This is a genomic window from Streptomyces sp. PA03-1a (assembly GCF_033792805.1).
Taxonomy (GTDB): Bacteria; Actinomycetota; Actinomycetes; order Streptomycetales; family Streptomycetaceae; genus Actinacidiphila.
This window is the reverse complement of the sequence record NZ_JARAVO010000011.1, coordinates 34,904-60,963: the sequence shown is the minus strand read 5'-3', so window position 1 is coordinate 60,963 and position 26,060 is coordinate 34,904. Positions and strand designations below refer to the sequence as shown.

Here is a 26,060-nt window from a genome sequence, read left to right as displayed (position 1 = left end):
CGTCGTGTACCACGCGCGCGCCCCATGGCTCCCAGGCGGTTTCCTGGTCGCGGACCGCCCTGCGCCCGGGGTGCCGCAACGGGTGGCGGCTGCACCGGTGGTGGACGGCGATGGACGAGCGGTTCTCCGCGGCCCGGCCGCTGCCGTGGCTGGGGCGCGCGCGGCTCGCGCGGGCTCTGCCGGTGGTGCCGGCCCGTGCCCGCGCGCCCTGGTCAACGCCGCTCCGGGAGCTCCGGGTTCACCGGCGCCCGGCTCACCCGCCCCGTACGGATCGCCGGCCCGGGCCGGGCCGTCGCCCCCGCCGGGAAACGGGCGCCGAGGTCGCGGGATACCCGGGGCCCGAGGCCCTCGTGGCGTGGTGCGTGAACACCCGTGGTGGGCCGTTCTGGTGAATCTGCGTGAGATCGCCTGATGACAGGCACCGTTGTCCCGGCGCCATGATCCGTCCGCGCCCCGTAGGGGCGGCGGCGCAGGGCGATGCCGTGGACTTCCCGACAACGCGCTGTGTTGACGACGCGTCGCCTGACAGGCCATCGACTGACTTCTCATCGCCTGATGCACCGGCGGACTCGTTGCCGGTCACCCGTTTGACCAGCTCTTCACATTTTTCTGACGCCGCTGCGGGTAAGGCTCCCCACCTGCGACAACGCTGTTCCGGCCAGAATTCTGATGCCCCGTCCGGGGGAAGGCCTGTGCCGATTCCGAGGTGCGTGAAGATCCCCGCCCTCGTGCCATGGATCTCAAGGACGCGGTCGCAGTACGTGTCGCGGTGATCTCCAATCCCGCCTGCCCCGTCCGCAAGGAGGTTCCCCCCATGCGTGGTTCACGCATTCTCGCAGCGGCGGCGATGACGGTTTCGGCCGTCGTCCTGCCGGCAAGTGTGGCGGTCGCAGACCCGATCGTCTCCGTCTCCAACAGCGGCCGCGTCGCACCGGGCGAAGTGGTCACCTTCACGCTCGGCGGCTGCATCACGGCGCCGACCTACGTGACCACCATCCCGAAGGTGGAAACGGTGGGCACGGCCGCGACCAACAGTCTCAAGCTCCTGGTGGACAAGGCCACGCCCGCGGGTACCTACCAGGTCCAACTGACCTGCGACGAGCCGGACGGCACCGACGGCCAGGTCACGACGACCGTGACCGTCAGCGTCGACGGCAGCGGCAACGGCAGCGGTCGTGGTGGCGAGGAGGGCCGTGACGGCGGAGGCCGTGACGGCGGAGGCCGTGACGGCGGGGGCCGTGACGGCGAGGGTCGCGGCGACGAGCACGGAGGGAAGGGCGGTTACGGAGGCGGCCACGGCGGCGGTCACGGCGGCGGCGGTGGCGGCGGCTACGGGCGCGGTCACGGCTACGGCGGCGACGACCGGTGCGAGTCGTGGTGGGGCGGCGACGACGACGACAACGGTCGTGGCGGCGGCGGCGGTTACGGCGGCGGCAACGGCGGCGGCGGCGGTGGCAACGGCGGCGGTGGCGGCGGTTACGGCGGCGGCGGCAACGGCGGCGGCGGCGGTGGCGGCGGCGACAACGGCGGCGGTGGCGGCGGTCGCGGTGGCGACAACGGCGGTGACAACGGCGACGACAACAGCAACGACAACAGCAACGACAACGGAAGCGACGACAACGGAAGCGACGACAACAAGAACAGCAGCGGCCTGACCGCCCAGAGCTTCGGCAGCGCGTCCGACGACGGTCGCAACATGGACGACTCGTGGGGCGGCAACGGCGGCGGCAACAAGGGCTGCAAGGGCGGCCACGGCGGCGGCGGTTACGGCGGCGGCAACGGCGGTGGCCCCGACACCGGCTTCGGCGGTTCGATGGGCATGAACACCCCGGAGACCCTGCTCGGCGCCTCGCTCCTGCTCGCCGGTGCCGGTGGCGGCGTCTACATGCTGCGTCGCCGGCGCATGAACGGCGGTCGCGCCTGACCGTCGCGGACCTCCGCGACACAGGCTGACCGTTCTGCCCCCGGGCCGCCCACGCGGCGGCCCGGGGGCAGTCCCGTGCACGGGTCGGGCGGACCGGAGGCGTCCGCCGGATGAACGGAGGAATCCGGCGGATGATCCCCCTCCCCCACCCCGGCCGTGGATGGCATCATGACCGATCACATCGGCAGGGCGCACGACACGGATCGGCAGGAACCACGGGTGACCACGGGCGAGGCGCAGGACATGGCGGTGCAGGACGGAACCGCCGCCCCGGCGCACGAGCGGCGGCGCGCACAGCGCGGCTGGTACTTCTACGACTGGGCCAACTCGGTCTTCTCCACCAGTGTGATCACGGTCTTCCTGGGGCCGTACCTCACCGACGTCGCGGAGGCCGCCGCGGGCCCGGACGGCTACGTCCACCCGCTCGGGATACCGGTCCGCGCCGGGGCGTACTTCGCGTACGTGGTCTCCGCCTCGGTCCTGCTGTCCGTGCTGGTGATGCCGCTCGCCGGGGCCGTCGCGGACCGGACCGGGCGCAAGAAGGCGCTGCTCGGGACCTTCGCGTACGTCGGCGCCGCGGCGACGACGGCGATGTTCTTCGTGACCGGGGACCGCTACCTTCTCGGCGGCGGACTCCTGATCGTCGCCAACGTGGCGTTCGCGTCGGCCATGGTCCTCTACAACGCCTTCCTGCCGGAGATCGCCGAACCCCACGAGCGGGACGCGGTCTCCTCGCGGGGCTGGGCGTTCGGATACGCGGCCGGGGCGTTGATGCTCGTCGCCAACCTGGCGTTGTTCCTCGGGCACGACGCGGTCGGCGTCTCCAAGGGCATGGCGGTGCGGATCTGCCTGGCGTCGGCCGGCCTGTGGTGGGCGGCCTTCACGCTCGTCCCGCTGATACGGCTGCGCGACACCGCGCCCGGCCGGCGGTCCGCCGGGCCGGCGGTCAAGGGCGGGGGTTCGCTCCACCAGGGCTGGCGTCAACTCGCCGACACCTTGCGGGACATGCGCCGCCACCCGCTCACGCTCGCCTTCCTGCTGGCGTACCTCATCTACAACGACGGCATCCAGACCGTGATCTCGCAGGCCTCGCTCTACGGCTCGGAGGAGCTGGAGCTGGACGAGACGGCCCTGATCGGCGCGATCCTCCTGGTGCAGGTGCTGGCCGTCTTCGGCGCCCTGCTGCTGGGCCGGCTCGCGGCGCGGTACGGGGCGCGCCGTACGGTGCTGGGCTCGCTGGTGGCGTGGACGGCGACGATCGGGGCCGGCTTCTTCCTGCCGGCCGGCGAGCCGGTGGCGTTCTACTGTCTGGCCGCGGCCATCGGGATGGTCCTGGGCGGCAGCCAGGCGCTGTCGCGCTCGCTCTTCTCGCACCTGATCCCGCGCGGCAAGGAGGCCGAGTACTACTCGGTGTACGAGGTCAGCGACCGGGGCACGAGTTGGCTGGGGCCGCTGCTGTTCGGCCTGACGTACCAGCTGACCGGGAGCTACCGGGACGCGATCGTGTCCCTGGTGGCGTTCTTCGTCATCGGGTTCGTGCTGCTGGCCAGGGTGCCGATGCGGCGGGCGGTGGCGGCCGCGGGCAATCCGGTCCCCGAGACGATTTAGTGCGGATGGGTGCGGCGCGGTAGTGTACGCCGTTGGCCGTCGGACGGACCGTTACTGCGCGCTAAAGATACCAGAACGCAGGGTGACATCTCTCACGAGATGTGACAAAGCGGGCGTCGATGGGTACAAAAAGGGGCGGCACGACGGGCGACGCACCTCCCGAGAACGGGAATCTTCACCGCCGACCGGACGTTGACCGGATGACGACGACAGCGACACCTGTCCTGTGGGCGACACAGCCCGGGAGGCACGATTCATGAGCGAGCGAGCTCTCCGCGGCACGCGACTCGGGGCGACAAGCTACGAGACCGACCGCGGCATCGATCTGGCACCGCGCCAGACCGTTGAGTACGCATGCCGGAACGGACATCGATTCGAGATGCCGTTCTCGGTGGAGGCCGAGATCCCGCCGGAGTGGGAGTGCCGCGCCTGCGGCCAGATCGCACTCCTGGTCGACGGAGAGGGCCCGGAGGAGAAGACGAGCAAGCCCGCGCGTACGCACTGGGACATGCTCATGGAGCGGCGCACGGTCGAGGAGCTGGAGGAAGTCCTGGCCGAACGACTCGCCGTTCTGCGCTCCGGCGCCATGAACATCGCGGTACATCCGCGCGACCACCGCAAGACCGCCTGACCGAAGGAACTGGGCCCGTGAGGGGCGGGCCCCATCAGACGTGCGCCCCGGGCGAGCGTGGCCTCAGTGCCGCGGCCCGGGGTTTTCGTCGTCCTGCTCGGGGTTGTGGTCGACGACCTCGCCCTGGATCACCTTGCCGTCGGGGCGGTGGATGCGCATCTGCTCCTCGGCGGCGCGCGCCTGGGCGAAGAGGTCACCCAGCGAGCCCGAGCCCGCGCCCCGCTCCCGGGCGGCGGACGCCCGGCGGTCCAGAGCGCGTGCACCCGCCCTCGTCAGCAGGGAACGGGTCGGCGGGAAGAGGAAGAGTAGCCCCGCCACGTCCGAGATCAGCCCGGGCACCATCAGCAGCAGGCCGCCGATCATGATCGGCGCCGCACCGCTGCCGCCGTTCCCGGCGCCGGAGCCCTTCGGCTCCTCCCGGTCCCGCTCCGGCCCTCCGGAGCGCATCGCCTCGTTCAGCGCCCGCCAGGCGCTGCGCCCGGCGTGCCGTACGGCCAGCGCCCCGCACACGAAGCCCGCCACGAGCAGCACGAGGACCGTGAGCCCGCCGGCGGCCCCGGCCACGAGGATGAGCAGCCAGATCTCCAGCAGCGCGTAGGCGGCCACACCGAGCGGTATCCACGTCCCGGCGCGCGAACGCCGCCGCGGACGCCCGTCACCGCCCGGTTGCCGCGGACCGGCCGGCGGCGGGGAGCTGATCGTCATACGCACCATTGTGCCTGCTCCCCGCCGGAGCCCGGAGGGCCGGTCAGCCGCGGCGCCGCCCGGACGTCAGCCGCTTCACACGGGAGCCGACGCCCCAGGCGGTGACCCGCCACAGCGCCTCGGCGACGATCTCCCGGCTCATCTTGCTGTCGCCGCGTTCCCGCTCCACGAAGGTGATGGGGACCTCGACGACGTGGAAGCCGGACGTCACCGCGCGCCGGGCGAGGTCGACCTGGAAGCAGTAGCCCTGGGAGGCCACCTCCTCCATGCCCAGGCCCAGCAGCGTCTCCTTGCGGAACGCCCGGTAGCCCCCCGTCACGTCGCGCAGCGGCACGTCGAGGAGCAGCCGCGAGTAGGTGCTGCCGCCGCGCGACAGGAACTCGCGGGACTTCGGCCAGTTGACCACCCGGCCGCCGGGGATCCAGCGGGAGCCGAGCACCACGTCGGCGCCCTTGAGCGCGGTCAGCAGACGCGGCAGCTCCTCCGGCTGGTGCGAGCCGTCGGCGTCCATCTCGACGAGCACGCCGTAGTCCCGCTCGATGCCCCAGCGGAAGCCGGCCAGGTAGGCGGCGCCCAGCCCCTCCTTGCCCTTGCGGTGCAGCACGTGGACGTGGTCGTCGGCGGCGGCCAGCTCGTCGGCGAGCTTGCCGGTGCCGTCGGGGCTGTTGTCGTCGGCGACGAGGACGTGCGCCTCGGGCACGGCCGCGCGGACCCGGGCGACGATCGGCTTGACGTTGTCGGCCTCGTTGTACGTCGGGATGATCACGAGAACCGAGCCGAGCGGCCCGAAGGCCCTCCCCTGGGCTGCGCCACGGGTGACCCCACCGCCATCGCTCACTGCTGTTCCTCCGTCTCGGTACGTCCTCGCCTGCCCAGCATGATCGCCGCGGCCCAGGACAGCAGGCCCACCATAGCGAGGGTCCATTCGGGAGCGGAGCCGACGCGGTCGGCGACGGTCAGATCGTCGCGGAGCGGCAGCCGGGCGCTGAGCACGGTCTGCGTGAACTCCTCGGTCTGCTGCTCGATCCGCCCGTCGGGGGCGACGACGGCGGTGATGCCGCTCGTCGCCGCCGTGACCACGGCGCGGCCGTGCTCGACGGCGCGCAGCCGGGACATCGCCAGTTGCTGCTCGGGCTGGCCGGTGCGGCCGTAGGTGGCGTTGTTGGTCTGGATGACCAGGGCGCGGGCGCCCGCGGTGACGGTGTCGTGGACGATCCCGTCGTACGCCACCTCGAAGCAGATGACGTCGCCGAGCTTCGCCGGGCCGATCTGCAGGACACCGCTGCCCTTGCCCGGGTAGAAGTCGCGCGGGACCTGGTCGAGCCGTTTGATGACCTTGGTGAGCTGCTCGCGGAAGGGCACGTACTCGCCGAAGGGGACCGGGTGCTGCTTGGTGTAGTGGTCGCCGGGACCGCTCTCCGGGTCCCAGACGATGCCCTCGTTCTGGACGTGGTCCGCGTCCGGGCCGTCGACCAGGGCGCCGACGAGGACGGGGACGCCGACGGCGCGGACCGCCTTGGTGATCAGGGCGTAGGCCTGGGGCTCGGAGAACGGGTCCATGTCGGAGGAGTTCTCCGGCCAGATCACCAGATCGGGCTTGGGCGCACGGCCCGCCTTGACGTCCTCGGCGAGCTTCAGGGTCGCCTCGACGTGGTTGTTGAGGATCTTCAGGGGCCGGCCCAGGAAGTGCATGCCCGGCTGCTGGACGTTGCCCTGCACGATGGCCACCCGGACGGTGTCGTCGGCCGCGGTGGGCACCGGCACCGCGTACCCGGCGGCGAAGGTGGCCACCGCCAGCACCGCCGCCGTCGTGGCGGGCACGTGACGGCGCGGGCCGAAGACGACCGGGCCCCTGCGCAGCCGCCACACGGCGACCGCGGCCGCGGCCAGCAGCGAACCGCACAGCGCGACGGCGAAGGTCACCAGCGGTGCGCCGCCGAGCGCGGCGAGCGGGGTGAAGGGGGTGGCGGTGTTCGCGAAGGCCAGCCTGCCCCACGGGAAGCCGCCGAACGGCAGCCGGTCCCTGACGAGTTCCTCCGCCACCCACAGGCAGGCGCCCCACAGCGGCCAGGCGCGCAGCCGCGATGTGACCGCCAGACCCGCGCCGAGCACGGAGACGAAGGCGGCCTCGATGACGGACAGGCCCACGACCGCGTCCCAGCCGATCACCCGCAGCCACAGCAGGAGCCACACGAAGAACGGCAGTCCGAAGGCGAAGCCCAGCCACGCGCCCTGGCGGGCGGTACGGCCCCGGGTCAGCAGCGCCAGGCCGGCCACGGCAGCGACCGACAGCGGCCACACCCCGTACGGGGGGAACGCGGCCGCCAGGGCCAGGCCGCACAGCGCAGCGAGCGCCGACCGCCGCGCGTTCGCCCGTACGGCGCGCGCCGTGCGGGCGATGCGGCCGGGTGCCGGAGCGGGTGGCGGCGGCGGTTCTACGGACGTCGCCGGCGGCGCGGCGGGGGCCGGTGCGGCGTCGGAGCGCGGTCGCAAGGTACGCGGCCTTCCTGCAGGTGGTCACTGTGTGACAGTGACCGTACCCCCAACGGCCCTGTCCGCGGACCCCGGGCGGGCAAAGCCTCCCGCGGCGGACCCGCGGCGCGGGAGGGGCGTGAACTGCTCGGGGCCCGGAACGCCCTTCGGGCCGACCTGGGACCCGCTGGCTGCGGATCGGCGACAAGGCCGTTGTCTACTGGGCGTCCGGGCCCCTCCCGGGTCACACCTGCCGACCGGGCGGAGCCTCTCGTTGAGGCGGACCGCGTTCCGTGCCGCGAGCGCTGGACCTGGCTGCCAGTGGCGCACGCCGTACGGCGCGACGCCCCGTGGCCCAGCTGCGGCCGTCGGCGCACGGAGATCCGGTCGGACGTCCGGTGGTGGACCCGGCCGAACCTACTCGCCCCCGACCGTCGCCTGTCAACAGCCGTTTGACCTGCGCGGATTGACCAAATCAGCAGGTCAACGCGAGGCCGGGGAAAGTTCCACGCCATCCCGACGGAGAACCGTTCGGGGGCATCGGCCGTTGACCCGTCACTCGTTCGGCCGTGCGAAGACCGTACGGCCTCCGACCACCGTGCGCAGCGCCGTCGGCAGCGGCAGCCCGGGGGTGAGTTCGGGCAGCCCGGGGGTGCCGGAGCGCGGGTCGGTGGACCAGTTGGCGACCCGCTCGTCGGGGGCCTGGACCACGAGGTCACCGGCCTGCCACACCACGTAGTCCGCGGGTGCGCCGGGCACGAGGACGCCCGCGTCGTCGCGGCCCACGGCGCGCCAGCCGCCGCGGGTGTGCGCGTTGAACGCGCCGCGGACGGAGATGCGGTGCTCGAGGGTCCGGTGGAAGGCGGCGGCGCGCACCGTGCCCCAGGGGTCGAGCGGCGTGACCGGGCTGTCGGAACCGAGGGCCAGGGGCACCCCGGCCCGGGTCATGGCGGCGAACGGGTTGAGGGTGCGGGCCCGTTCGGCGCCGAGCCGCTGGGCGTACATGCCGTCCTCACCGCCCCAGGCGGCGTCGAAGGCGGGCTGCACGGAGGCGACCAGGCCCAGCTCCGCGAAGGCGGCGACGGTGTCCTCGGTCATCATCTCGGCGTGCTCGACGCGGTGCCGCAGCGCGCGCACGCGGTCCAGGCCCACCCGGCGGGCGGCCTCGCGCATCCCCTCCGCGACGGCGGCCACGGCGGCGTCCCCGATCGCGTGGAAACCCGCCTGCACCCCCGCCTCGGTGCACAGGGCCACGTGGTCGGCGATCGCCGCGGCGTCCAGGTAGGCGGTGCCGCCGACGGCGGGGGCGTCGGTGTACGGGGCGTGCAGGCAGGCCGTGCGGGAGCCGATGGAGCCGTCCACGAAGAGGTCGCCGCCCGCGCCGACGGCGCCCAGGTCCCGGATCCGCTCCAGGTCCTCGGCGCCGGTCACGGCCTCGGCCCAGTAGCCGTACACGCGCGGCCCGGGCTCGGCCGCGGCCAGCCGCAGCAGCGCGGTGAGGTCGTCCTCGGAGGAGATGTCCGGGCCCGCGCACTCGTGGACGGCGCTGATGCCGAGCGAGGCGGCGTGGGCGAGTGCGGTGCGCTGCGCGGCGGCACGCTGCGCGGGCGTGACGGCGCCGTAGGCCGCGCGCCGGACCGCGTGGTGGGCGTCGCGGGTGAGCGGCCCGTCGGGGTGGTGGCCGGCCATCGTCCCGACATCGGGGACCAGCGCCAGCAGGGCGGTGGTGACGACCGCCGAGTGGACGTCGGCGCGGGTCAGGTACAGGGGGCGGCCGCCGGTCGCCGCGTCGAGTTCCGCGCGGGTCGGCGGGCGCTGCCCCGGCCAGCGGCTCTCGTCCCAGCCGTGGCCGAGCAGCACCCGGTGGCCGGGGTTGGCCTGCGCGTACGCGGCGACCCTGGCGAGGGCGTCGGTCAGGTCGCGGGCGGGGGCCAGGTCGAGGCCGGTCAGCGCCAGGCCGGTGGCGGTGGTGTGCACGTGGGCGTCGGTGAACGCGGGGGTGACCAGCGCACCGGCGAGGTCGACCACCTCGTCGACGCCCGCGGCGAAGGACTCCGCGGCGCCCTCCGAGCCGAGCCAGGCGACCGTGCCGCCGTCGACGACCATGGCCGTCGCGAAGGGGTCGGCGGGGCTGTAGACGTTGCCGCCGCGCAGCAGCACGGTGCGGCTCGCGCCGGATCCGCTGGTGGTCGGCTCGTTCGTGGTGTGCGGCACTGGGTTTCGCCTCGCGATGTGATGTTGGGCCCGCCCGGGCCCCGGTGGGGGCGAGGGGACGGGATCGTGCGGTGGGTCAGGGGGCCGTGGGGCCTCAGACGCGCGGTGGGCGCGCCTCGTACGGCGTGGAGAGGACCACCGTGGTGCGGGTGGAGACCCCGGCCAGGGTGCGGATCTTCGCGAGCAGGTGCTCCAGCTCGATCGGGGTGGCCACCCGGACCTTGAGGATGTAGTTCTCCTCCCCCGCGACGCTGTGGCACGCCTCGATCTCGGGGACCTCGGCAAGACGGTCGGCGATGTCGTCGGGTGCGCTCGGGTCGAAGGGCTTCACCGAGATGAACGCCGTCAGCGACAGCCCCACCGACTCCGGGTCCACGATCGCCGCGTACCCGCGGATCACCCCGCGCTGCTCCAGGCGCCGTACGCGCTGGTGCACCGCGGACGTGGACAGGCCGGTGGCCTTGCCCAGGTCGGTGTAGCTCATGCGCCCGTCGGCCACGAGAAGTTCCACGATCTGCCGGTCCAGCTCCTCCACAGCGCAAGAACCTACAGGGTCCCCGGACGCCGACGGTATCCGGCCGCCCCGTCCCGGCCGGGCGCGAGCGGCGGCGGCGCGGAGCCGACCTGCCGGGGCCGGGGTGAGCACGGCGGCGGCGCCGACGGGGAGGGGCCGCGCAGCCCGCACTGGCCGTGCGCTCGTCGCCTGCCACCCGTGGCAAGTCCGGACGCGCAGGAGTGCCGGCCGCCGGCCGCATCCCGTACGGGCCGCGGCCTGTCGGGCGGCGGCGCCCGGATCCGCCCCGCGGACCGCTTCAGCGGTCCCGCCCACGCGGCTGCCCTCCTCGACACGAGCCGGTGACCGGCGCGGCTGCCCTACCCGAGGGCACCGCACCAGACATAGGACCCGGCGACCGCCGGATCAGGACGATTAGGCACATCCGCACCGGGAAGCCGACCCAGCGACGATTCCTCGGAAGGAGCGGACCCATGGGCACGATCAGCGAATCCGTCGACGTCGACGTCCCGCTGCACACCGCGTACAACCAGTGGACGCAGTTCGAGGAGTTCCCGAACTTCATGGAGGGCGTGGAACAGGTGACGCAGGTCGACGACCGGCACAACCACTGGGTGACGAACGTCGCCGGTGCCCGCCGGGAATTCGACACGGAGATCATCGACCAGCTGCCGGACGAGCGGGTCGCGTGGCGCACCGTCACCGGGGACGTCCGGCAGCGCGGCGTCGTGACGTTCCAGGAGCTGGACGCCTCGCACACCCGGGTCAACCTGGCCATGGAGCTCCAGACCTCCGGCCTCGCGGAGAAGGCGGCCGACGCGCTCGGCGTCGTGGACCGGCGGGCCCGGGGCGACCTGCGGCGCTTCAAGCACTTCATCGAGGAACGGGGCAGCGAGACGGGCGCGTGGCGCGGTCGTGTCGCCCCGGGCGGATGACCCCCGTGCCCGCCTCTGGGGCCTCCGCGTGCGGCCGTTCGGGTCCGGCACGGTGCGGGCGGGGTAAGGGGGGTGCATGGGCGATGTGGACGACCGGGCGCCGGCGGGCGGCCTGACCTTCGGGGTCGAGGAGGAGTTCCTGCTGGTCGACCCGCGGACCGGACGGCTGGTCGACGGCGCGGCCGCCGTCATCGCCCGGGCCTCGTGCGTGCCGCCGCCCGCCCCGGGCGTCGCGCTGCAGCACGAGCTGTCGGCCGCGCAGATCGAGTCGGCCACCGGGGTGGCCACGCACCTGTCCGAGCTGACCGGCCAGCTGGCGGCCACGCGCCGCCTGCTGGCCGACGCCGCCGCCGCCGAGGGCACGCGGCTGGTCTCTTCGGGAACGCCCGTACTGGACGGCCCCTCCGGGATCAGTGCGGGCGAGCGCTACGCCGCGAACGCCGGCATCTACGAGAGCCAGGCGACCGGCTACCGGGCCTGCGGCTGCCACGTCCACGTGGGCGTACCGGACCGGGAGACCGCCGTCGCGGTCCTCAACCACCTGCGGCCGTGGCTGCCGACGCTGCTGGCGCTGTCGGCCAACTCGCCCTACGACCGGGGCCGCGACTCCGGCTACGCCAGCTGGCGTGTGCTGGACCAGGCGCGGTTCCCCGGTTCCGGGATCCCCCCGTGGTTCGCGTCGGCGGCGGAGCACGACGCCGAGGTCGACCGGCTGGTGGCCTGCGGGGTGCTGGTGGACCACGCCATGACGTTCTGGCTGGCCAGGCCCTCGCCGCGGCTGCCCACGGTGGAGGTCCGGGTCGCGGACGCGCTGGGTGCGACATGGGAGACGGCGTTGCAGGCCGCGCTCACGCGGGCGCTCGTGCGCACGGCGCTCGACGACCTCTCCCGGAGCGTCCCGGCCCCGCGCATGACGGCTCAGCTCGCCGCGGCCGCGCTCTGGTCGGCGGCCCGCTACGGGATGTCGGGCCCGGGGATCCATCCCGTCCGGGAGACCCGCGTGCCCGCCACGGCGCTGCGTGACGAGCTGCTGCGGCGCGTCGCGCCCGCGCTGGAGGACACCGGCGACCTGGCCTTCGTCCGCGAGGCCACGGCCGCCCTCGCCCGGACGGGGAGCGGCGCCGACCGGCAGCGGCGGGCCGCGGCGGCGGGCGGCCCCCGCGCCGCGGTGGACATGCTGGTCGAGCAGACGGCGACGGACGGCCGCATGCCCCCGGCGTCAGCGGGCAGGGGCACCGGCGGACGCCCGTACGCCCAGGACGTCCCCGCACCGACCCACGGAGGACCCGATGGACACGGTCTGCGACCTCTCGACCGGTCCCCGGACCGCTGAGCCCCCGCCGCCCGCACCGCGCGGCCCCCTCTCCCGGGCCGTGCTCGGCGCCCTCACCCAGGGGCCGCCGGGTACCGCCCTTCCGGTGTCCACCGGGGCGGTCGAGGCCGCCGATCCGTACGGCGAGGACGTACAGCTCGCGCTGCACGTCTGCTACGAACTCCACTACCGGGGTTTCGCCGGGGTGCACCCCGGCTGGGAGTGGGATCCGGGGCTGCTCGCGCTGCGCGGCGCCATGGAGGGCTCCTTCGGGGCGGCCCTCCGCGCCGAGCTGCCGGCCACCCCGGGCGGCGCCGCGGCCCGCACGGCCCTCGACCGGGAACTGGAGGGGCTGCTGCACGAGCCGCGCGACGGGCGCGGTGTGTCGCACTTCCTCCGCGACGAGGGCACCTGGGAGCAGTTGCGGGAGTACTTCGTGCACCGGTCGGTCTACCAGCTGAAGGAGGCCGATCCGCACGCATGGGTCATCCCGAGGCTCACCGGCCGGGCGAAGGCCGCGCTCGTGGCCGTCGAGTACGACGAGTTCGGGAGCGGGCGCGGAGAACGCGTGCACGCGCGGCTCTACGCCGACCTGCTCCGGGACGCCGGGCTGGACGCCTCCTACGGCCACTACGTGGACGCCGTACCGGCCGTCACCCTCGCCACGGTGAACCTGATCTCCTGGCTGGGCCTGCGCCGGGAACTGCGCGGGGCGCTCGTGGGGCACTTCGCGGCCGCCGAGATCTCCACCCCGCCGTCCGCCCGCCGGACGGTGGAGGCGATCGACCGGCTCGGCGGCGGTGCCGTCTGCCGGCACTTCTACGAGGAGCACGTCGAGGCCGACGCCGTGCACGAGCAGGTGCTGCGCCGCGACGTCATCGGCGACCTGTTGGCCCACGAACCTCACCTCACCGCCGACGTCGTCCTGGGGATCCGCGCCATGGCGCTGGTGGAGCGGCGCCTGGAGGAGCACCTGCTGGGCGCGTGGCGCGCCGGGCGCACCTCGCTGCGCGCCGTACCGGAGCCCGCCGTGCCGTCCGGTTCGTCCGGGTCGTACGGGGAAGGTGCACCCCATGAGGCCCGGGCAGCGAGCCGCAGCGGCGTCCCGCCCGCCGAGCAGGCCTGAGCAAGGAGGACGAGCCATGCGCTCAGAACCCCTGGCAACCCGGGTGGAGACGGCACGCCTCGCGGCGGACCGCGCCCCCGTGCGCTGAGGCCCCCGCGATGGCAGGTGGGGCGGCCCGGTGGCTCCGGCATCCGTACCGGTCGTGGCGGGACTCACGGGCGGGCCGCATGTGGCACCAGGGGGGCGAACTGGAGCTGCTGCAGCGCTCCATGGGGTTCGCGGCACTGGGTCTGGTGACGCTGGTCCCGCTGCTGATCGTGGTCGCCGCGGCCCTGCCCTTCCACGGCAACGGCTTCGCGCAGTGGGTCGTGGACGGCATGGGCCTGTCGGCGCGGCCCGCGGAGGCCGTGCGGGAGCTGTTCGCCGCGCCACGCAAGGTGATCAGCTCCACGAGCGGTCTGAGCCTGCTGGCGCTGGCGCTCTTCGGGCTCTCCTTCGCGGCCTGCGTCGAGGTCGGCTACACCCGGATCTGGCAGGTGCCGCCCACTCCGTGGCACCACGTGTGGCGGCGGGCGGTGTGGCTGGCGGCGCTGACCGCGTACCTGTTCGCGGAGGCGCAGAGCGGGGTGGTGCTGGGCGGGGGGTGGCCGGACACGGTGTTCCGCGGCGGCACGGCCGTCGTGCTGGGCTTCGTCTTCTTCTGGTGGGGCCAGTACTTCCTGCTGGCCGGGCAGGTGCCGTTGGCGGCGCTGGCGCCAGGGGCCGTCGCGACGATGGTCGGCCTCATCGGGCTGCGGGTCTTCTCCTCCTTCGTGTTCGCCCCGCTGATCGTGACCAACGCCGTCTCCTACGGGGCCGTCGGCACGGTGCTGATCGTGCAGTGCTGGCTGATCGGGGTGGGTTTCGTGGTGTTCGGGGGCGCCTTGCTCGGTCGCCATCTGCAGAATCCGAGCAAATGGTTTCATTCAGGATCTTCCGGGCAGGCGGAGGGAAGCGCTGATCGAGCCCTGGAAGGAGAACCCCATGGGTGCCGAGAAGAAGGTCAAGCACACCGGCCAGAAGATGAAGGGCAAAGCGGAGGAGGCCACGGGCAAGGTGACCGGCAATGAGAGCCTGCGCATGAAGGGGAAGAAGGATCAAGTCGGCAGCGACGCCAAGCAGGCCGTGGAGAAGGGCAAGGACGTGGGCAAGGACGTCTTCGGCCGCTGACCGCTCTGGTGACCACGGACCGCGGGACCGGCGGGCGCGCACGCCCGCCGGTCCCGCGCCGGCGGTCAGGCTCGCAGGTAGAAGCGGATGGTGGTGCCGTCGCCTGCGGTGCGCTGGCGCACCAGGTCGGCGATGCGGTGGACCATCAACAGGCCCCTGCCGTGGGGGCGGTCCCGTGACGCGGGGTGGCGGCCGGCGAGCGGGTCGGTCAGCCGTCCGCGGTCGTGCACCTCGCACACCACGTGATCGTCTCCCGCCCAGACGCGGACGACGCCCGACCCGCCGCCGTGCAGCACGCTGTTCGTGATCAGTTCGCCGGCGGCGAGGGAGAACTCGGCGAGCCGCTCGCCGCCCAGGCCCAGTCGGTGTGCCTGGGCCGTCGCGACGTGCCGGGCGTCGGCGAGTTGCGGCTCCGCAAAGCCGAAGGCGAAGGCGCCGTGCGGGGGGTGCGGCAGCCGGTTGTGCGCGGCGATCACCCGGCGTGGTGCGTAGTGCGCGCTGCGTTCCTCGCGGCCGCCGTCGACCACCACGGGATGCGTGGCGCGGGCCTCCGCCAGCACCGCGGCGTCCAGCCGGGCGGCGTCGTAGGGGCACAGGATCGTCACGGGGCGTCCGGCGAAGGTCAGTGCCTCGTGCTGGGCGCACGCCGGATACTCCAGGGCGCTCCGCCCGGGCCAGACGGGCTCCCCGATGATCCGTACCCGTCCGGTGGGCCGGGTGTCGGCGAAGGCCCGCAGCACACCGGGGATGATGCGGCCGGGATTGCGCCCGGCCCGCTCCATGTCGACCCAGTGCACCTCGGCGCCGCGCGGGCCCAACGCGGCGCGCAACTGGGCGAGACGGGGTGGGGGCACGGCCACCGCGACCGGCTCCCCGGCGGCCATCCCGTCCAGCAGGAAAGGCACCGTGACGGCCGTGTACTCCCGTGCGTTCCGGTAGAACAGCGCGGGGTGCACGAACGGCCCGGCGTCGGAGACCTCGCCGACCTCGCTCAGCACGTCGTCCACCTCCCACCCCCGGGCCGACCTTACCAACCGGCTCCGGGGGGCGGGGGGTGCCGACGAGGCGTCAGCTGTCGTAGTCGACCGTCAGGTTGTCGGACTCCGCGTAGCTCTGGCAGGTCAGCACGTAGCCCGCGTCGACCTCGGACGCCTCGAGGGCGAAGTTGCGGCGCATCTCGGCCTTGCCGTCGGCGACGAGCGCGCGGCAGGTACCGCAGACGCCGCCCTTGCAGGCGAAGGGCAGATCGGGGCGGGTGCGCTGGGCGCCGTCGAGGACGCTGCGGTCACGGGGCAGGGCGGCCGTGGTCGTACGGCCGTCGAGGACGATGGTGACCTGGCTGACCGGGCCCTCGGCCACGGCGTCCTCGTGGTGCACCGGGGTCACCGGCTCGTCGTCCGCGTAGAACAGCTCCTGGTGCACCCGCTCCCCGGGCACGCCGAGGCCGGCGAGGACCTGCTGGGCGTCGACGACCATGCCGTGCGGGCCGCACAGCCACCAGTGGTCGGCGTTCGGGACGTCGACGAGGCCCTCGACGAGGGTGGCGAGCCGTCCGGCGTCGAGGCGGCCGGAGAGCACCTCGGCCTCGCGCGGCTCCCGTGAGAGCACGTGGGCGAGCTGGAACCGGGCGGGGTGCAGGTCCTTCAGCTCGGCGAGCTCGTCGGCGAACATCACGGTGTCGGTGCGCCGGTTGCCGTAGAAGAGCGTGACCCGGGACCCGAGGTCGGCGGCGAGGACGGACTCGGCGATGGAGAGCATCGGGGTGATGCCGGAGCCCGCGGCTATGAGCACATGGTGCCCGGGCGCGGTGAGGTCGGGGGTGAAGGCACCGGTGGGGCCCATGACCTCGACGGTGTCGCCCGGGCGCACCTCGTGCACCAGCCACGACGAGAACAGGCCGCCGGGCACCACGCGCACCCCGATGCGGGGGGTGGCGCCGGCGGGCGAGCAGATGGAGTACGAGCGTCGCTCGTCCCGGCCGTCGACCTCGCGGCGCAGCGTGAGGGACTGACCGGGCGCGAAGGCGAACTCCCCGGCCAGCTCGTGCGGTATGTCGAAGCTGACGGCGGCGGCGTCCTCGCAGAGCGGCTCGACCGCGGCGACCCGCAGGGCGTGGAAGGCCGGGCGGCGGCGGACCCGCGGGGCCGGCGCCTGCGGGGCGGGGATGGTCGGGGCCATCAGATCTCCTTGACGTACTCGAACGGCTCCAGGCAGGCACGGCAGCGCCACAGGGCCTTGCAGGAGGTGGCGGCGAAGCGCGAGGTCTCCTCGGTGTCCGCCGAGCCGCAGCGGGGGCAGGCGACGTCGCGCCGGGTGGCGGTGAGCACCAGCGGCACCGGCCCGGTGACGCGCCGGGGCGCGGGACCGGGAGGTGCGATGCCGTGCTCGGCGAGCTTGCGGCGGCCCTCGGGGGTGATCCAGTCGGTCGTCCACGGCGGGTCCAGCACGGTGCGGATCTCGACCCGGTCGAAGCCCGCGGCGCGCAGCCGGGCGGCCACGTCGGCGCGCATCTCCGCCATGGCCGGGCAGCCGGAGTAGGTGGGGGTGAGGGCGGCCACGACCGTGCCGTCCCCGGTGACCTCGACGTCACGCAGGACGCCGAGGTCGGCCAGGGTCAGCATGGGCAGCTCGGGGTCCGGCACCTCGGCGGCCACGCGGGCCGCCCGGTGCGCGTCGGTGAGCACGGTCACGGCGCTCACCAGACCGCTCCGGGGTGTGCGCGGGCGATGCCCTGCAACTCCGCGAGCAGCGGGGCGAGGTGTTCGGTGCGGTCACCCTCACGGCCGTGGCCGGGCAGGGGATCGGCCTGGACCGGACGCAGCCCGGCGGCCTCGGTGACCTGGCGCAGCGCGGCGGTCACCTCGTCCCGCACACCGGCCGGGTCGGCCCCGCACGTGGCGCCGGCCGTGAACAGCTCCTCCAGGTAAGGGGCGACCTGTTCGAGGCCGGCCCGCATGCGGCGGTGCGACTCCTCGGTGCCGTCGCCGAGCCGTACCACCCACTCGGCGGCGTACTGCCGGTGGTAGGTCAGCTCGTTGACGCCCTTGGCGGCGACGGCGGCGAGCACCGGGTCCTGCGCGGAGCGGGCGAGCCGCTCGAAGACGGCGAGCCGCCAGCAGGACGTGACGAGCAGCCGGGCCATGGAGAACGCGAAGTCCCCGCAGGGAAGTTCGGCCAGGCGGACGTTGCGGAAGTCGGCGGCGTCCCGGAAGTAGGCGTAGGCGTCCTCGTCGCGACCGGTGCCGTCCACCTGACCGGCGCGGGAGTAGAGCAGACGGGCCTGGCCGAGCAGGTCGAGCCCGATGTTGGCGAGGGCCACCTCCTCCTCCAGCTCCGGCGCGCGGGTGCACCACTCGGCCAGGCGCTGGGCGCCCACCAGGGCGTCGTCGCCCAGCGCCAGGCAGTGGGCGGCCAGCTCCGCGGCGTCCACACCGTCGGGCACGGCGGTGTCGACGCCGTGCAGCGGGTCCTCGAAGCCGGTGCCGAAGGCCCAGCGGGCGTCACTGTCGTCGTGCCCCTCGGCCAGGGACAGGTAGACGTGCTCGTCGCTCATGCCCTGCTCCTAGATGTGGGGGACGTCTTCGGGGATGTCGTAGAAGGTGGGGTGCCGGTAGACCTTGTCGGCGCTGGGCGTGAAGAAGGGGTCCTTCTCGTCCCGCGTGGACGCGGCGATGTGCTCCGAGCGCACCACCCAGATGCTCACGCCCTCGTTCCGCCGCGTGTACAGGTCGCGGGCGTGGGTGAGGGCCATGCGGTCGTCGGCCGCGTGCAGGGACCCGACGTGGACGTGGTTCAGGCCGCGCTTGCCGCGGACGAACACCTCGTACAGGGGCCACTCGGCCCGGGTCGTGCTGTCGCCGGTGGTGCTCATGCCACGGCTCCTTCCTCTGCCCGGGCCGCCTGCTTGGCGGCGTGGGCGGTCGCGGCCTCGCGCACCCAGGCGCCTTCCTCGTGTGCGGAGCGGCGGCGTGCCATCCGCTCGGCGTTGCACGGCCCGTCGCCGCTGATGACTCGCTGCAGCTCCGACCAGTCGGGGGTGCCGAAGTCGTGCCGGCCGCGCTCCTCGTCCCAGCGCAGCTCCGGGTCGGGCAGCGTCACGCCGAGCTTGTCGGCCTGCGGGACAGTCATGTCGACGAACCGCTGGCGCAGCTCGTCGTTGCTGTGGCGCTTGATCTTCCAGGCCATCGACGCGGCCGAGTTGGGCGAGTCGCCGTCGGGCGGGCCGAACATCATCAGCGACGGCCACCACCAGCGGTCCACCGCGTCCTGCACCATCTCCCGCTGGGCCTGCGTGCCGCGCATCATCGTCATCAGCAGCTCGTAGCCCTGGCGCTGGTGGAAGGACTCCTCCTTGCAGATGCGCACCATGGCGCGGGCGTACGGCCCGTAGGAGGAGCGGCAGAGCGGCACCTGGTTGCAGATCGCCGCGCCGTCGACGAACCAGCCGATGACGCCGACGTCGGCGAAGCTGAGGGTCGGGTAGTTGAAGATCGAGGAGTACTTCTGGCGGCCCTCGATCAGACGCTGCGTGAGGTCCGCGCGGTCGATGCCCAGGGTCTCGGCGGCCGAGTAGAGGTACAGCCCGTGGCCGGCCTCGTCCTGGACCTTCGCGAACAGGATGGCCTTGCGGCGCAACGACGGGGCACGGGTGATCCACTCGCCCTCGGGCTGCATGCCGATGATCTCCGAGTGCGCGTGCTGCGCGATCTGCCGGATCAGCGTCCTGCGGTAGCCGTCGGGCATCCAGTCCCGCGGCTCGATGCGCTGGTCCCGCGCGATCGTGGCGTCGAAGTGCTCCTGGAGCGGCGCCTGCGCGCCCTCCGCCGGCACGGTGGCGTTCGGTGTGGTCATCGATACCAGCTTCCCCTACCGACCATTCGTTCGGTTACAGTCTGACGAACTTTGCCGCAAGCGGCAAGCCCTGTGGACGACGGTCGCCCGCGGTCCTCCGAAGCCTGCGCTCACACCCGCTCCACCAGCATCGCCACACCCTGGCCGACTCCCACGCAGAGGGTGGCGAGGCCGCGGCGGCCGCCCTCGCGCTCCAGGCGGCCGAGGAGGGTGAGCAGGATGCGGGCGCCCGAGCAGCCCAGCGGGTGACCGAGCGCGATCGCACCGCCGTCGGCGTTGACCCGCTCCTCGTCCAGCTTCAGACGGCGGACGACCGCGAGCGCCTGGGCGGCGAAGGCCTCGTTGAGTTCGACGGCGTCCAGGTCGCCGGTCTGCCATCCGGCGCGGGCGAGCGCCTTCTCCGTCGCCGGTACGGGACCGAGGCCCATGAGGTGGGGCTCGACCCCGGCGGTGGCGGAGGTGACGATCCTGGCGCGGGGCGTGAGGCCGTAGCGCTCGACGGCCGCGCGGCCGGCGACCACGAGGGCCGCGGCGCCGTCGGAGAGCGGCGAGGAGGAGCCGGCGGTCACGATGCCGTCCTTGCGGAAGATGGTGCGCAGGGTCCCGAGCTTCTCCAGGGTGGTGGAGGGACGCGGGCCCTCGTCACGGGTGACCTCGCCGTCCTTGACGGCGACCGGCACGATCTCGCGGTTGAAACGGCCGGCCTCCTGAGCCGCGACGGCCCGCCGGTGGCTGCGCAGCGCGAAGGCGTCGGAGTCGGCGCGGCTGATCCCGTCCAGGGCGGCGACCTCCTCCGCGGTCTCCCCCATGGACAGCGTGTCCTTCGCGGTGAAGCGCGGGTTGGTGAAGCGCCAGCCCAAGGAGGTGTCGTGCACCTCACCCGGCTTGGCCCACGGGGTGCCGGGCTTGGCCATCACCCAGGGGGCACGGGTCATGGACTCCACCCCGCCGGCGACCACCAGGTCGGCCTCGCCGGAGCGGATCGCCTGCGCCGCCGAGGCCACGGCGGTGAGGCCGGAGGCGCACAGCCGGTTGACGGTGTAGCCGGGCACCGTGTGCGGCAGGCCGGCCAGCAGCACGGCCATCCGGGCGACGTCGCGGTTGTCCTCGCCCGCCTGGTTGGCGGCGCCGAGGATCACCTCGTCCACGGCCCCGGCCGGGATCCCGGCGCGGCTCACGGCCTCGCCGACCACCAGGGCCGCCAGGTCGTCGGGGCGCACGGAGGCCAGGGCGCCGCCGTAACGGCCCTGCGGGGTCCGCGCGCCGTCGATCAGGAAGACCTCGTCTGCGGGTCGCGCGGGGAGGTGCTGGGACATGCGTTCCACCTCTTGACAGGCAGTTCGGATGCTGGATTACCTTGGGTGCCGCACGCTAACCGAATGTTCGGTCGGTTCACAAGGGTGGTGACGATCGTGAGGGATGCCATGGACGCGACCCAGGGCCCGGCGGAGAGCATGTTCGCCGCCGACAAGGCGTCGCAGAGCCTGGGCATCGAGCTGCTGGAGACCGGCGAGGGGACGGCCGTGCTGCGCATGACCGTCACGCCCGCGATGGTCAACGGGCACGGGATCGCCCACGGGGGCTACCTCTTCCTGTTCGCCGACACCGCCTTCGCCTGCGCCTGCAACAGCCACGGCCCGGTGACGGTGGCCGCCGGGGCGGACATCTCCTTCGTCGCCCCCGTCCACGAGGGCGACGAACTGGTCGCCACCGCGCAAGAGCGCACCCGCTTCGGCCGCAGCGGCATCTACGACGTGAGCATCCTGCGGGGCGACCAGGTGGTGGCGGAGTTCCGCGGGCGCAGCCGCAGCATCGGACGCACGAAGGAGAACGGATGAGCAGCGAGCCGACGGACCGGGCGACCGCGGGGGCGCGCCTGGGAGAGCCGCTCCCCGACGGCCTGCTGGACGCCGCCGAGAAGCTGGGCCCCGGAGAGCTGCGGGAACTGCAGCTCACCCGGCTCCGGGCGACACTGCGCCACGCGTACGACAACGTCGAGGCCTACCGGAAGAAGTTCGACGAGGCCGGGCTGCGCCCCGAGGACTGCGCGAGCCTGGACGACCTGGCGCGCTTCCCGTTCACCACCAAGGCCGACCTGCGCGAAAACTACCCCTTCGGCATGTTCGCCGTGCCCATGGACCAGGTGCGCCGCGTCCACGCCTCCAGTGGCACGACCGGCCTGCCGACCGTGGTGGGCTACACCGAGAACGACCTGTCCATGTGGTCCGACGTGGTGGCCCGTTCCATACGCGCCGCCGGCGGGCGCCCCGGCCACAAGGTGCACGTCTCCTACGGCTACGGCCTGTTCACCGGCGGCCTGGGCGCGCACTACGGCGCGGAGCGCGCCGGGTGCACGGTGATCCCCGCCTCCGGCGGCATGACCGCCCGTCAGGTGCAGATCATCCAGGACTTCCAGCCCGAGATCATCATGGTCACCCCGTCGTACATGCTGACCCTGCTGGACGAGTTCGAGCGCCAGGGCGTCGACCCGCGCGGCACCTCGCTGCGGATCGGCATCTTCGGCGCGGAGCCGTGGACGGAGGAGATGCGCCGGGAGATCGAGGAGCGGATGGACATCCACGCCGTCGACATCTACGGCCTGTCCGAGGTGATCGGCCCGGGCGTCGCCCAGGAGTGCGTGGAGACCAAGGACGGTCTGCACGTGTGGGAGGACCACTTCTACCCCGAGGTGGTGGACCCGATCACGGGCGAGCCGGTACCGGAGGGCGAGGAGGGCGAGCTGGTCTTCACCTCCCTCACCAAGGAGGCGCTGCCGATCATCCGTTACCGCACCCGTGACCTGACCCGGCTGCTGCCCGGCACCGCGCGCCCCGCCTTCCGCCGCATCCAGAAGATCACCGGCCGCTCCGACGACATGATCATCCTGCGTGGGGTGAACGTCTTCCCCAGCCAGATCGAGGAGATCGTGCTGCGCACGCCCGGCGTGGCCCCGCACTTCCAGATCCGGCTCACCAAGCGCGGCCGCATGGACCACATGGAGGTCGTCGTCGAGGCGCGCCCCGACGCCGGGGCCGCGCCGCGCGAGGAGGCGGCACGCTCCATCGCGGCGGGCGTCAAGGACGGCGTGGGCGTCAGCGTCGAGGTGACGGTCGTCGACCCCGACACCGTGGAGCGGTCCGTCGGCAAGATCCGCCGCGTACGGGACCTGCGGGCCGGATAGCGGCGCGCCCTCCGCACCCACGCCCCCGCACCCACGCTCTCGGCCGCACCGCGTTGACATGCAGCCGTCCGGCTGCCTATGTTCGACAGGCAGCCGGACGGCTGCATTTCCGGAACGGCGGGGAAGCGGGATGGACGAGGTATTCAAGGCGCTGGCCGACGCCAGCCGCCGGCGGCTGCTGGACAGCCTCAACGCACGCAACGGGCAGACCCTGCGCGAGCTGTGCGCGGGGCTGGACATGGCCCGCCAGTCGGTCAGCAAGCACCTGGCCGTACTGGAGGAGGCCCGGCTGGTCACCACGGTCCGGCGGGGCCGGGAGAAGCTGCACTACCTCAACGCCGCACCGATCAACGCCGTCGCCGAACGATGGATCGACCGGTACGACCGCGAGCGCGCGCAGGCGCTCGCCGACCTCCAGAGGGCATTGGAGCAGGCACCCATGAGCGAGTCCGCATTCGTCTACACGACCTACGTCCGCACCACGCCCGAGCGCCTCTGGCAGGCGCTGACCGACCAGGCGTTCACCCGCCGCTACTGGGGCGTCGCCTTCGAGACCGACTGGGCGGCCGGCTCGGCCATGGTCTGGGAGGAGGGCGGCGCCCGCACCGCCGATCCCGCCCAGGTCGTGCTGGAGTCCGATCCGCCGCGCCGGCTCTCCTACACCTGGCACACCTTCACCCCGCAGTGGGCTCGGAACGCGGGGGTGAGCGAGGAGGTCCGCGCCCGCCTGGCGGGGGATCGCCGCTCCCAGGTGACGTTCGAGATCGAACCGCTCGGGGAGACGGTCAGGCTGACCGTCGTCCACGAGGCCCACGACCCGGACAGCGGGGTGCTGGGCATGGTCTCCCAGGGCTGGCCCGCCCTCATCTCGGGACTGAAAACGCTGCTGGAGACGGGCGAGCCGCTGCCTGAACCGCAAGGCCCCTGACCGCCCCGCGGGGCACGTGGTGCGGGAGGCTCCTGCACCACGTGCCGGGGCGGGTCGGGTCAGTTGACCGCCAGGACCGCCGTGTTGTTGGTGGTGTCCGGGTCGTACGGGAACTCGCCGAACTCCGGGTGGATGCTCACGGCACCGGTCGTGCCGGGCACCACGGTGTCGATCCGCAGCGAGAAGTCGTACGAGCGCTCGGTGTTCTCCAGCACCCAGTACGGCAGGGGGCAGTCGTAGCGCGGCGCCCCCGTCTCCTGCGGGTAGTAGCCGCCGGAGAGGGTGTGCGGGTCACAGCCGGACGGGACGCCGGTGACCTTGGTGCCCGCGGGGACGATCAGCCGGACCTTCGCGACGGGGTCGCCGGAGCCGAGGTTGCCGAGCCAGGCCGGGCCGTTGTTGCGGAACGTGAGCCGGGCCGTCACCGTCTCGCCCGCCGCACCGGTGACCGCGTCGCCGGTCACCGCGAAGTCCGCGGTGTTGTCGGCGCTGACGCCGACCACCGTGTAGTTGTCATCGCTCTCGAGGTCCTCGGCGCCCCCGCCGGGCTCGACGCTGATGTCGAGCCGCTCGTTCATCGCGTACGGGGCGAGCACCGCCTTGAGCTGCTTGGGCAGCCGGAAGGAGTCCCCCGGCGCCAGCACCCGGTCGAAGGTGCACGTCGCGAAGGTCATCGGCGCGTACTCGCCGTCGTTCGACGTCGTGTAGGTGCAGCGCTTGTACTTGGTCAGCTTCTGGATGCCGTAGGAGGCCATGAACTTCAGCGTGAAGCCCTGCGCGCTCTCGTTGCCGTTGTTGGTCAGCCCGAACGGGAGCCGCACCGTGGCGCCGGGGGCGGCGTGCTGGACCGGGGCGATCTCCGCGAGCGACAGGTCCGGGCCGGAGGAGACGGTGAGCGTGGTGTCGGAGTCGCCCCGCGGGGCGGTGAGGGTGCCGTCGGGGCCGCCGACGGCGGTCGCCTCGTAGGTGATCCGGCCGGACGCCCCGTTCGCCGCACCGTCCGCCGCGCGTACCGGGAGGTGGATCTGCCTGCGGTAGTCGCCGCCGATCACGGGCACCTCGGGCACGTGACAGACGGCGATCGTGCCGCTGGGCGTGCAGTTCTCCGGCCAGGTCACCTCCGCGACGCCCGCGACCCCGGAGATGTCCACGGTGACCTCGCCCTCGGTGACCGTGAAGTTGTCGTTGTCGTGGTAGATGCCGATGTCGAGCGTCCGCGACTGCGGTTCTCCGCCGCCCGTGCCGAAGGGCAGCGACAGTTCGGACGGTGCGTTGATCCACAGCTGGTCGGTCTCGGCGGCGTGCGCGGGCACGGCGAGACCGGCCACGAACAGGCCGGCCGCCGCGACGGCAGAGGCTCCGAGGCGCAGCGAGCGCCCGACGGAGTCAGATCGCATGACTCTTCCCCAAGGGTGTGGCCACATCAGTGGTGCACCGGGGTCTCCGGTGCACCCGTATGACGATCAAGGAAGAGCAAAGGTTGTACGCCCTTCCAGCTCAAGTCCACATGATGAGGCCGCACTTCACGTTGCCGTCAGAAGCCCGCGGAGGAAGGCCAGTGCCTCCTCGTCGTCGTCGATGGCGCCGCCCTCGTGCCCGTTCCAGGGCCAGACGGCGATCTCCTTGGGTCCCGCGTACGCGTTGTACGCGGCGAAGACGGTGGAGGGCGGCGTGATCTCGTCCATCAGGGCCGCGGAGAAGCGGGCCGGTACCCGGGCGCGGGCGGCGAAGTTGACGCCGTCGAAGTAGGACAGGGTGCGCATGGCCCGCTCGGCGTTGCCGCGGTGCACGGCGAGGTAGCGGCCGATCTCACGGTACGGGTCCGCGTCCGTGATCACCGTGGCCCGGGGGAAGTCGCACAGGAACGGGACGTGCGCCACCAGGGCGTGGACCTCCGGGGCGAGGGCGGCCACGGCGAGCGCGGTGCCGCCGCCCTGGCTCGCGCCGAGGACGGCGATCCGGCCGGGGTCCACCGAGGGCAGCGTGCGGACCGCGTCCACGGCGCGGACGGCGTCCGTGAACAGGCGGCGGTAGTAGTACGTGCGGGGGTCGTCGATGCCGCGGGTCATCATCCCGGGGGCCTGCGGGCCCGTGGTGCCGGAGTCGGGGGTGTCGCCGCGGCTCCAGCCCGACCCCTGGCCACGGGTGTCCATGTGGAGGTGGGCGAAACCCGCCGACGCCCACAGCAGGTTGTCCACGGCGTGGCCCCGGCCGCCGCCGTAACCGACGTACTGGACGACCGCGGGCAGCGGTCCCTCGGCACCGTGCGGCAGCCGCAGCCAGGCCCGCACCGGCTCGCCGCCGTAGCCGGGGAAGGTGACGTCGAAGACGCGCACCGTGTGCAGCCGCGGACCGGGCGCGGGGGTGACGGTGACGGCCGCGGTCCCGGCGGCGCGCGACTCGGCGAGCGTCGTGCTCCAGAAGTCGTCGAAGTCGGCGGGCGCGGTCTGGCTGCTGCGGTGGTCCCGGAGTTCGGCCTCGGGGAGATCGGTGAACAATGTCGGCTCCTG

Annotated in this window: 26 protein-coding genes; 12 read left to right on the top strand and 14 right to left on the bottom strand. The window is 73.3% G+C overall.

The window, feature by feature from the left end; all coding sequences use genetic code 11:
• Nucleotides 1-814 precede the first annotated feature (814 nt).
• The 3 genes from PV341_RS04245 to PV341_RS04235 all read left to right on the top strand — a co-directional run bounded on the left by PV341_RS04245 (nt 815) and on the right by PV341_RS04235 (nt 4,163).
• Nucleotides 815-1,924 carry a hypothetical protein gene (locus PV341_RS04245; RefSeq protein WP_500356733.1) on the top strand — a complete coding sequence of 370 codons (1,110 nt, stop codon included), beginning with the start codon at nt 815-817 and terminating at the stop codon, nt 1,922-1,924.
• 243 nt (nt 1,925-2,167) lie between these two features.
• Nucleotides 2,168-3,532, top strand: a complete 1,365-nt coding sequence (locus tag PV341_RS04240; protein WP_500323418.1) for an MFS transporter — start codon at nt 2,168-2,170, stop codon at nt 3,530-3,532.
• 256 nt (nt 3,533-3,788) lie between these two features.
• The gene (locus tag PV341_RS04235; RefSeq protein ID WP_499515576.1) at nt 3,789-4,163 is read left to right on the top strand and encodes an RNA polymerase-binding protein RbpA; all 375 of its coding nucleotides are present in this window, start codon (nt 3,789-3,791) and stop codon (nt 4,161-4,163) included.
• Between the two features lie 63 nt (nt 4,164-4,226).
• On the opposite strand, the gene fxsA is transcribed toward PV341_RS04235, so the two are convergent.
• From fxsA to PV341_RS04210, 5 genes are all read right to left on the bottom strand, one after another.
• Complete coding sequence (fxsA, locus tag PV341_RS04230) at nt 4,227-4,868, bottom strand: FxsA family membrane protein (RefSeq protein ID WP_500323397.1); 642 nt, start codon at nt 4,866-4,868, stop codon at nt 4,227-4,229.
• A gap of 43 nt (nt 4,869-4,911) precedes the next feature.
• The gene (locus PV341_RS04225; protein ID WP_500323396.1) at nt 4,912-5,706 is read right to left on the bottom strand and encodes a polyprenol monophosphomannose synthase; all 795 of its coding nucleotides are present in this window, start codon (nt 5,704-5,706) and stop codon (nt 4,912-4,914) included.
• Nucleotides 5,703-7,361: an apolipoprotein N-acyltransferase gene (gene lnt / locus PV341_RS04220; protein WP_500323395.1), complete on the bottom strand. Its 1,659-nt coding sequence runs from the start codon at nt 7,359-7,361 to the stop codon at nt 5,703-5,705. Before lnt ends, PV341_RS04225 begins: the two co-directional genes overlap by 4 nt.
• A gap of 534 nt (nt 7,362-7,895) precedes the next feature.
• Nucleotides 7,896-9,554, bottom strand: a complete 1,659-nt coding sequence (locus tag PV341_RS04215) for an amidohydrolase (RefSeq protein ID WP_500356732.1) — start codon at nt 9,552-9,554, stop codon at nt 7,896-7,898.
• A gap of 94 nt (nt 9,555-9,648) precedes the next feature.
• Complete coding sequence (locus PV341_RS04210; RefSeq protein WP_361803599.1) at nt 9,649-10,089, bottom strand: Lrp/AsnC family transcriptional regulator; 441 nt, start codon at nt 10,087-10,089, stop codon at nt 9,649-9,651.
• Nucleotides 10,090-10,266: 177 nt separating this feature from the next.
• Here PV341_RS04210 and PV341_RS04205 point away from each other — a divergent pair, with 177 nt between their 5' ends.
• From PV341_RS04205 to PV341_RS04180, 6 genes are all read left to right on the top strand, one after another.
• Entirely contained in the window at nt 10,267-10,413 is a 147-nt protein-coding gene (locus PV341_RS04205) for a hypothetical protein (RefSeq protein ID WP_500356731.1), read from the top strand.
• A gap of 128 nt (nt 10,414-10,541) precedes the next feature.
• Complete coding sequence (locus PV341_RS04200; protein WP_499515568.1) at nt 10,542-11,003, top strand: SRPBCC family protein; 462 nt, start codon at nt 10,542-10,544, stop codon at nt 11,001-11,003.
• A 76-nt stretch (nt 11,004-11,079) separates the two neighbouring features.
• Nucleotides 11,080-12,336 (top strand): carboxylate-amine ligase, encoded by a 1,257-nt coding sequence (locus PV341_RS04195; RefSeq protein WP_500356730.1) that lies wholly within the window; start codon nt 11,080-11,082, stop codon nt 12,334-12,336.
• Nucleotides 12,293-13,441, top strand: coding sequence for an iron-containing redox enzyme family protein (locus tag PV341_RS04190; protein ID WP_500323389.1), 1,149 nt, complete (start codon nt 12,293-12,295; stop codon nt 13,439-13,441). Before PV341_RS04195 ends, PV341_RS04190 begins: the two co-directional genes overlap by 44 nt.
• 167 nt (nt 13,442-13,608) lie before the next feature.
• Nucleotides 13,609-14,490: a YhjD/YihY/BrkB family envelope integrity protein gene (locus tag PV341_RS04185; RefSeq protein WP_500323387.1), complete on the top strand. Its 882-nt coding sequence runs from the start codon at nt 13,609-13,611 to the stop codon at nt 14,488-14,490.
• Nucleotides 14,405-14,590, top strand: a complete 186-nt coding sequence (locus tag PV341_RS04180; RefSeq protein WP_499515564.1) for a CsbD family protein — start codon at nt 14,405-14,407, stop codon at nt 14,588-14,590. The genes PV341_RS04185 and PV341_RS04180 overlap by 86 nt, the downstream gene beginning before the upstream one ends.
• A gap of 65 nt (nt 14,591-14,655) precedes the next feature.
• Here the strand turns inward: PV341_RS04180 and PV341_RS04175 are convergent, their stop codons facing one another.
• From PV341_RS04175 to PV341_RS04145, 7 genes are all read right to left on the bottom strand, one after another.
• Entirely contained in the window at nt 14,656-15,588 is a 933-nt protein-coding gene (locus PV341_RS04175; RefSeq protein ID WP_500356738.1) for an anti-sigma factor RsbA family regulatory protein, read from the bottom strand.
• A gap of 70 nt (nt 15,589-15,658) precedes the next feature.
• On the bottom strand, nt 15,659-16,768 hold the full coding sequence (gene paaE, locus PV341_RS04170; protein WP_500356728.1) for a 1,2-phenylacetyl-CoA epoxidase subunit PaaE: 1,110 nt from the start codon (nt 16,766-16,768) through the stop codon (nt 15,659-15,661).
• Complete coding sequence (gene paaD, locus PV341_RS04165) at nt 16,768-17,289, bottom strand: 1,2-phenylacetyl-CoA epoxidase subunit PaaD (protein WP_500356727.1); 522 nt, start codon at nt 17,287-17,289, stop codon at nt 16,768-16,770. The genes paaE and paaD overlap by 1 nt, the downstream gene beginning before the upstream one ends.
• Nucleotides 17,286-18,143 carry a 1,2-phenylacetyl-CoA epoxidase subunit PaaC gene (gene paaC, locus PV341_RS04160; protein WP_500323382.1) on the bottom strand — a complete coding sequence of 286 codons (858 nt, stop codon included), beginning with the start codon at nt 18,141-18,143 and terminating at the stop codon, nt 17,286-17,288. The genes paaD and paaC overlap by 4 nt, the downstream gene beginning before the upstream one ends.
• 9 nt (nt 18,144-18,152) lie before the next feature.
• Complete coding sequence (gene paaB, locus PV341_RS04155) at nt 18,153-18,461, bottom strand: 1,2-phenylacetyl-CoA epoxidase subunit PaaB (RefSeq protein WP_319136252.1); 309 nt, start codon at nt 18,459-18,461, stop codon at nt 18,153-18,155.
• Nucleotides 18,458-19,441, bottom strand: a complete 984-nt coding sequence (paaA, locus tag PV341_RS04150; RefSeq protein ID WP_500323380.1) for a 1,2-phenylacetyl-CoA epoxidase subunit PaaA — start codon at nt 19,439-19,441, stop codon at nt 18,458-18,460. The genes paaB and paaA overlap by 4 nt, the downstream gene beginning before the upstream one ends.
• 110 nt (nt 19,442-19,551) lie before the next feature.
• Nucleotides 19,552-20,757, bottom strand: a complete 1,206-nt coding sequence (locus PV341_RS04145; protein ID WP_500323379.1) for a thiolase family protein — start codon at nt 20,755-20,757, stop codon at nt 19,552-19,554.
• A 108-nt stretch (nt 20,758-20,865) separates the two neighbouring features.
• On the opposite strand from PV341_RS04145, the gene paaI reads away from it, so the two are divergent.
• The 3 genes from paaI to PV341_RS04130 all read left to right on the top strand — a co-directional run bounded on the left by paaI (nt 20,866) and on the right by PV341_RS04130 (nt 23,550).
• The gene (paaI, locus tag PV341_RS04140) at nt 20,866-21,279 is read left to right on the top strand and encodes a hydroxyphenylacetyl-CoA thioesterase PaaI (RefSeq protein WP_326571081.1); all 414 of its coding nucleotides are present in this window, start codon (nt 20,866-20,868) and stop codon (nt 21,277-21,279) included.
• Complete coding sequence (gene paaK / locus PV341_RS04135; protein ID WP_500356725.1) at nt 21,276-22,622, top strand: phenylacetate--CoA ligase PaaK; 1,347 nt, start codon at nt 21,276-21,278, stop codon at nt 22,620-22,622. The genes paaI and paaK overlap by 4 nt, the downstream gene beginning before the upstream one ends.
• A 130-nt stretch (nt 22,623-22,752) precedes the next feature.
• Nucleotides 22,753-23,550: an ArsR/SmtB family transcription factor gene (locus PV341_RS04130; RefSeq protein WP_500323376.1), complete on the top strand. Its 798-nt coding sequence runs from the start codon at nt 22,753-22,755 to the stop codon at nt 23,548-23,550.
• A gap of 59 nt (nt 23,551-23,609) precedes the next feature.
• Here the strand turns inward: PV341_RS04130 and PV341_RS04125 are convergent, their stop codons facing one another.
• Nucleotides 23,610-24,947 (bottom strand): COG1361 family protein, encoded by a 1,338-nt coding sequence (locus PV341_RS04125; RefSeq protein WP_500356724.1) that lies wholly within the window; start codon nt 24,945-24,947, stop codon nt 23,610-23,612.
• A 126-nt stretch (nt 24,948-25,073) separates the two neighbouring features.
• Nucleotides 25,074-26,048 carry an acetylxylan esterase gene (locus PV341_RS04120; RefSeq protein ID WP_500323374.1) on the bottom strand — a complete coding sequence of 325 codons (975 nt, stop codon included), beginning with the start codon at nt 26,046-26,048 and terminating at the stop codon, nt 25,074-25,076.
• Nucleotides 26,049-26,060 lie beyond the last annotated feature (12 nt).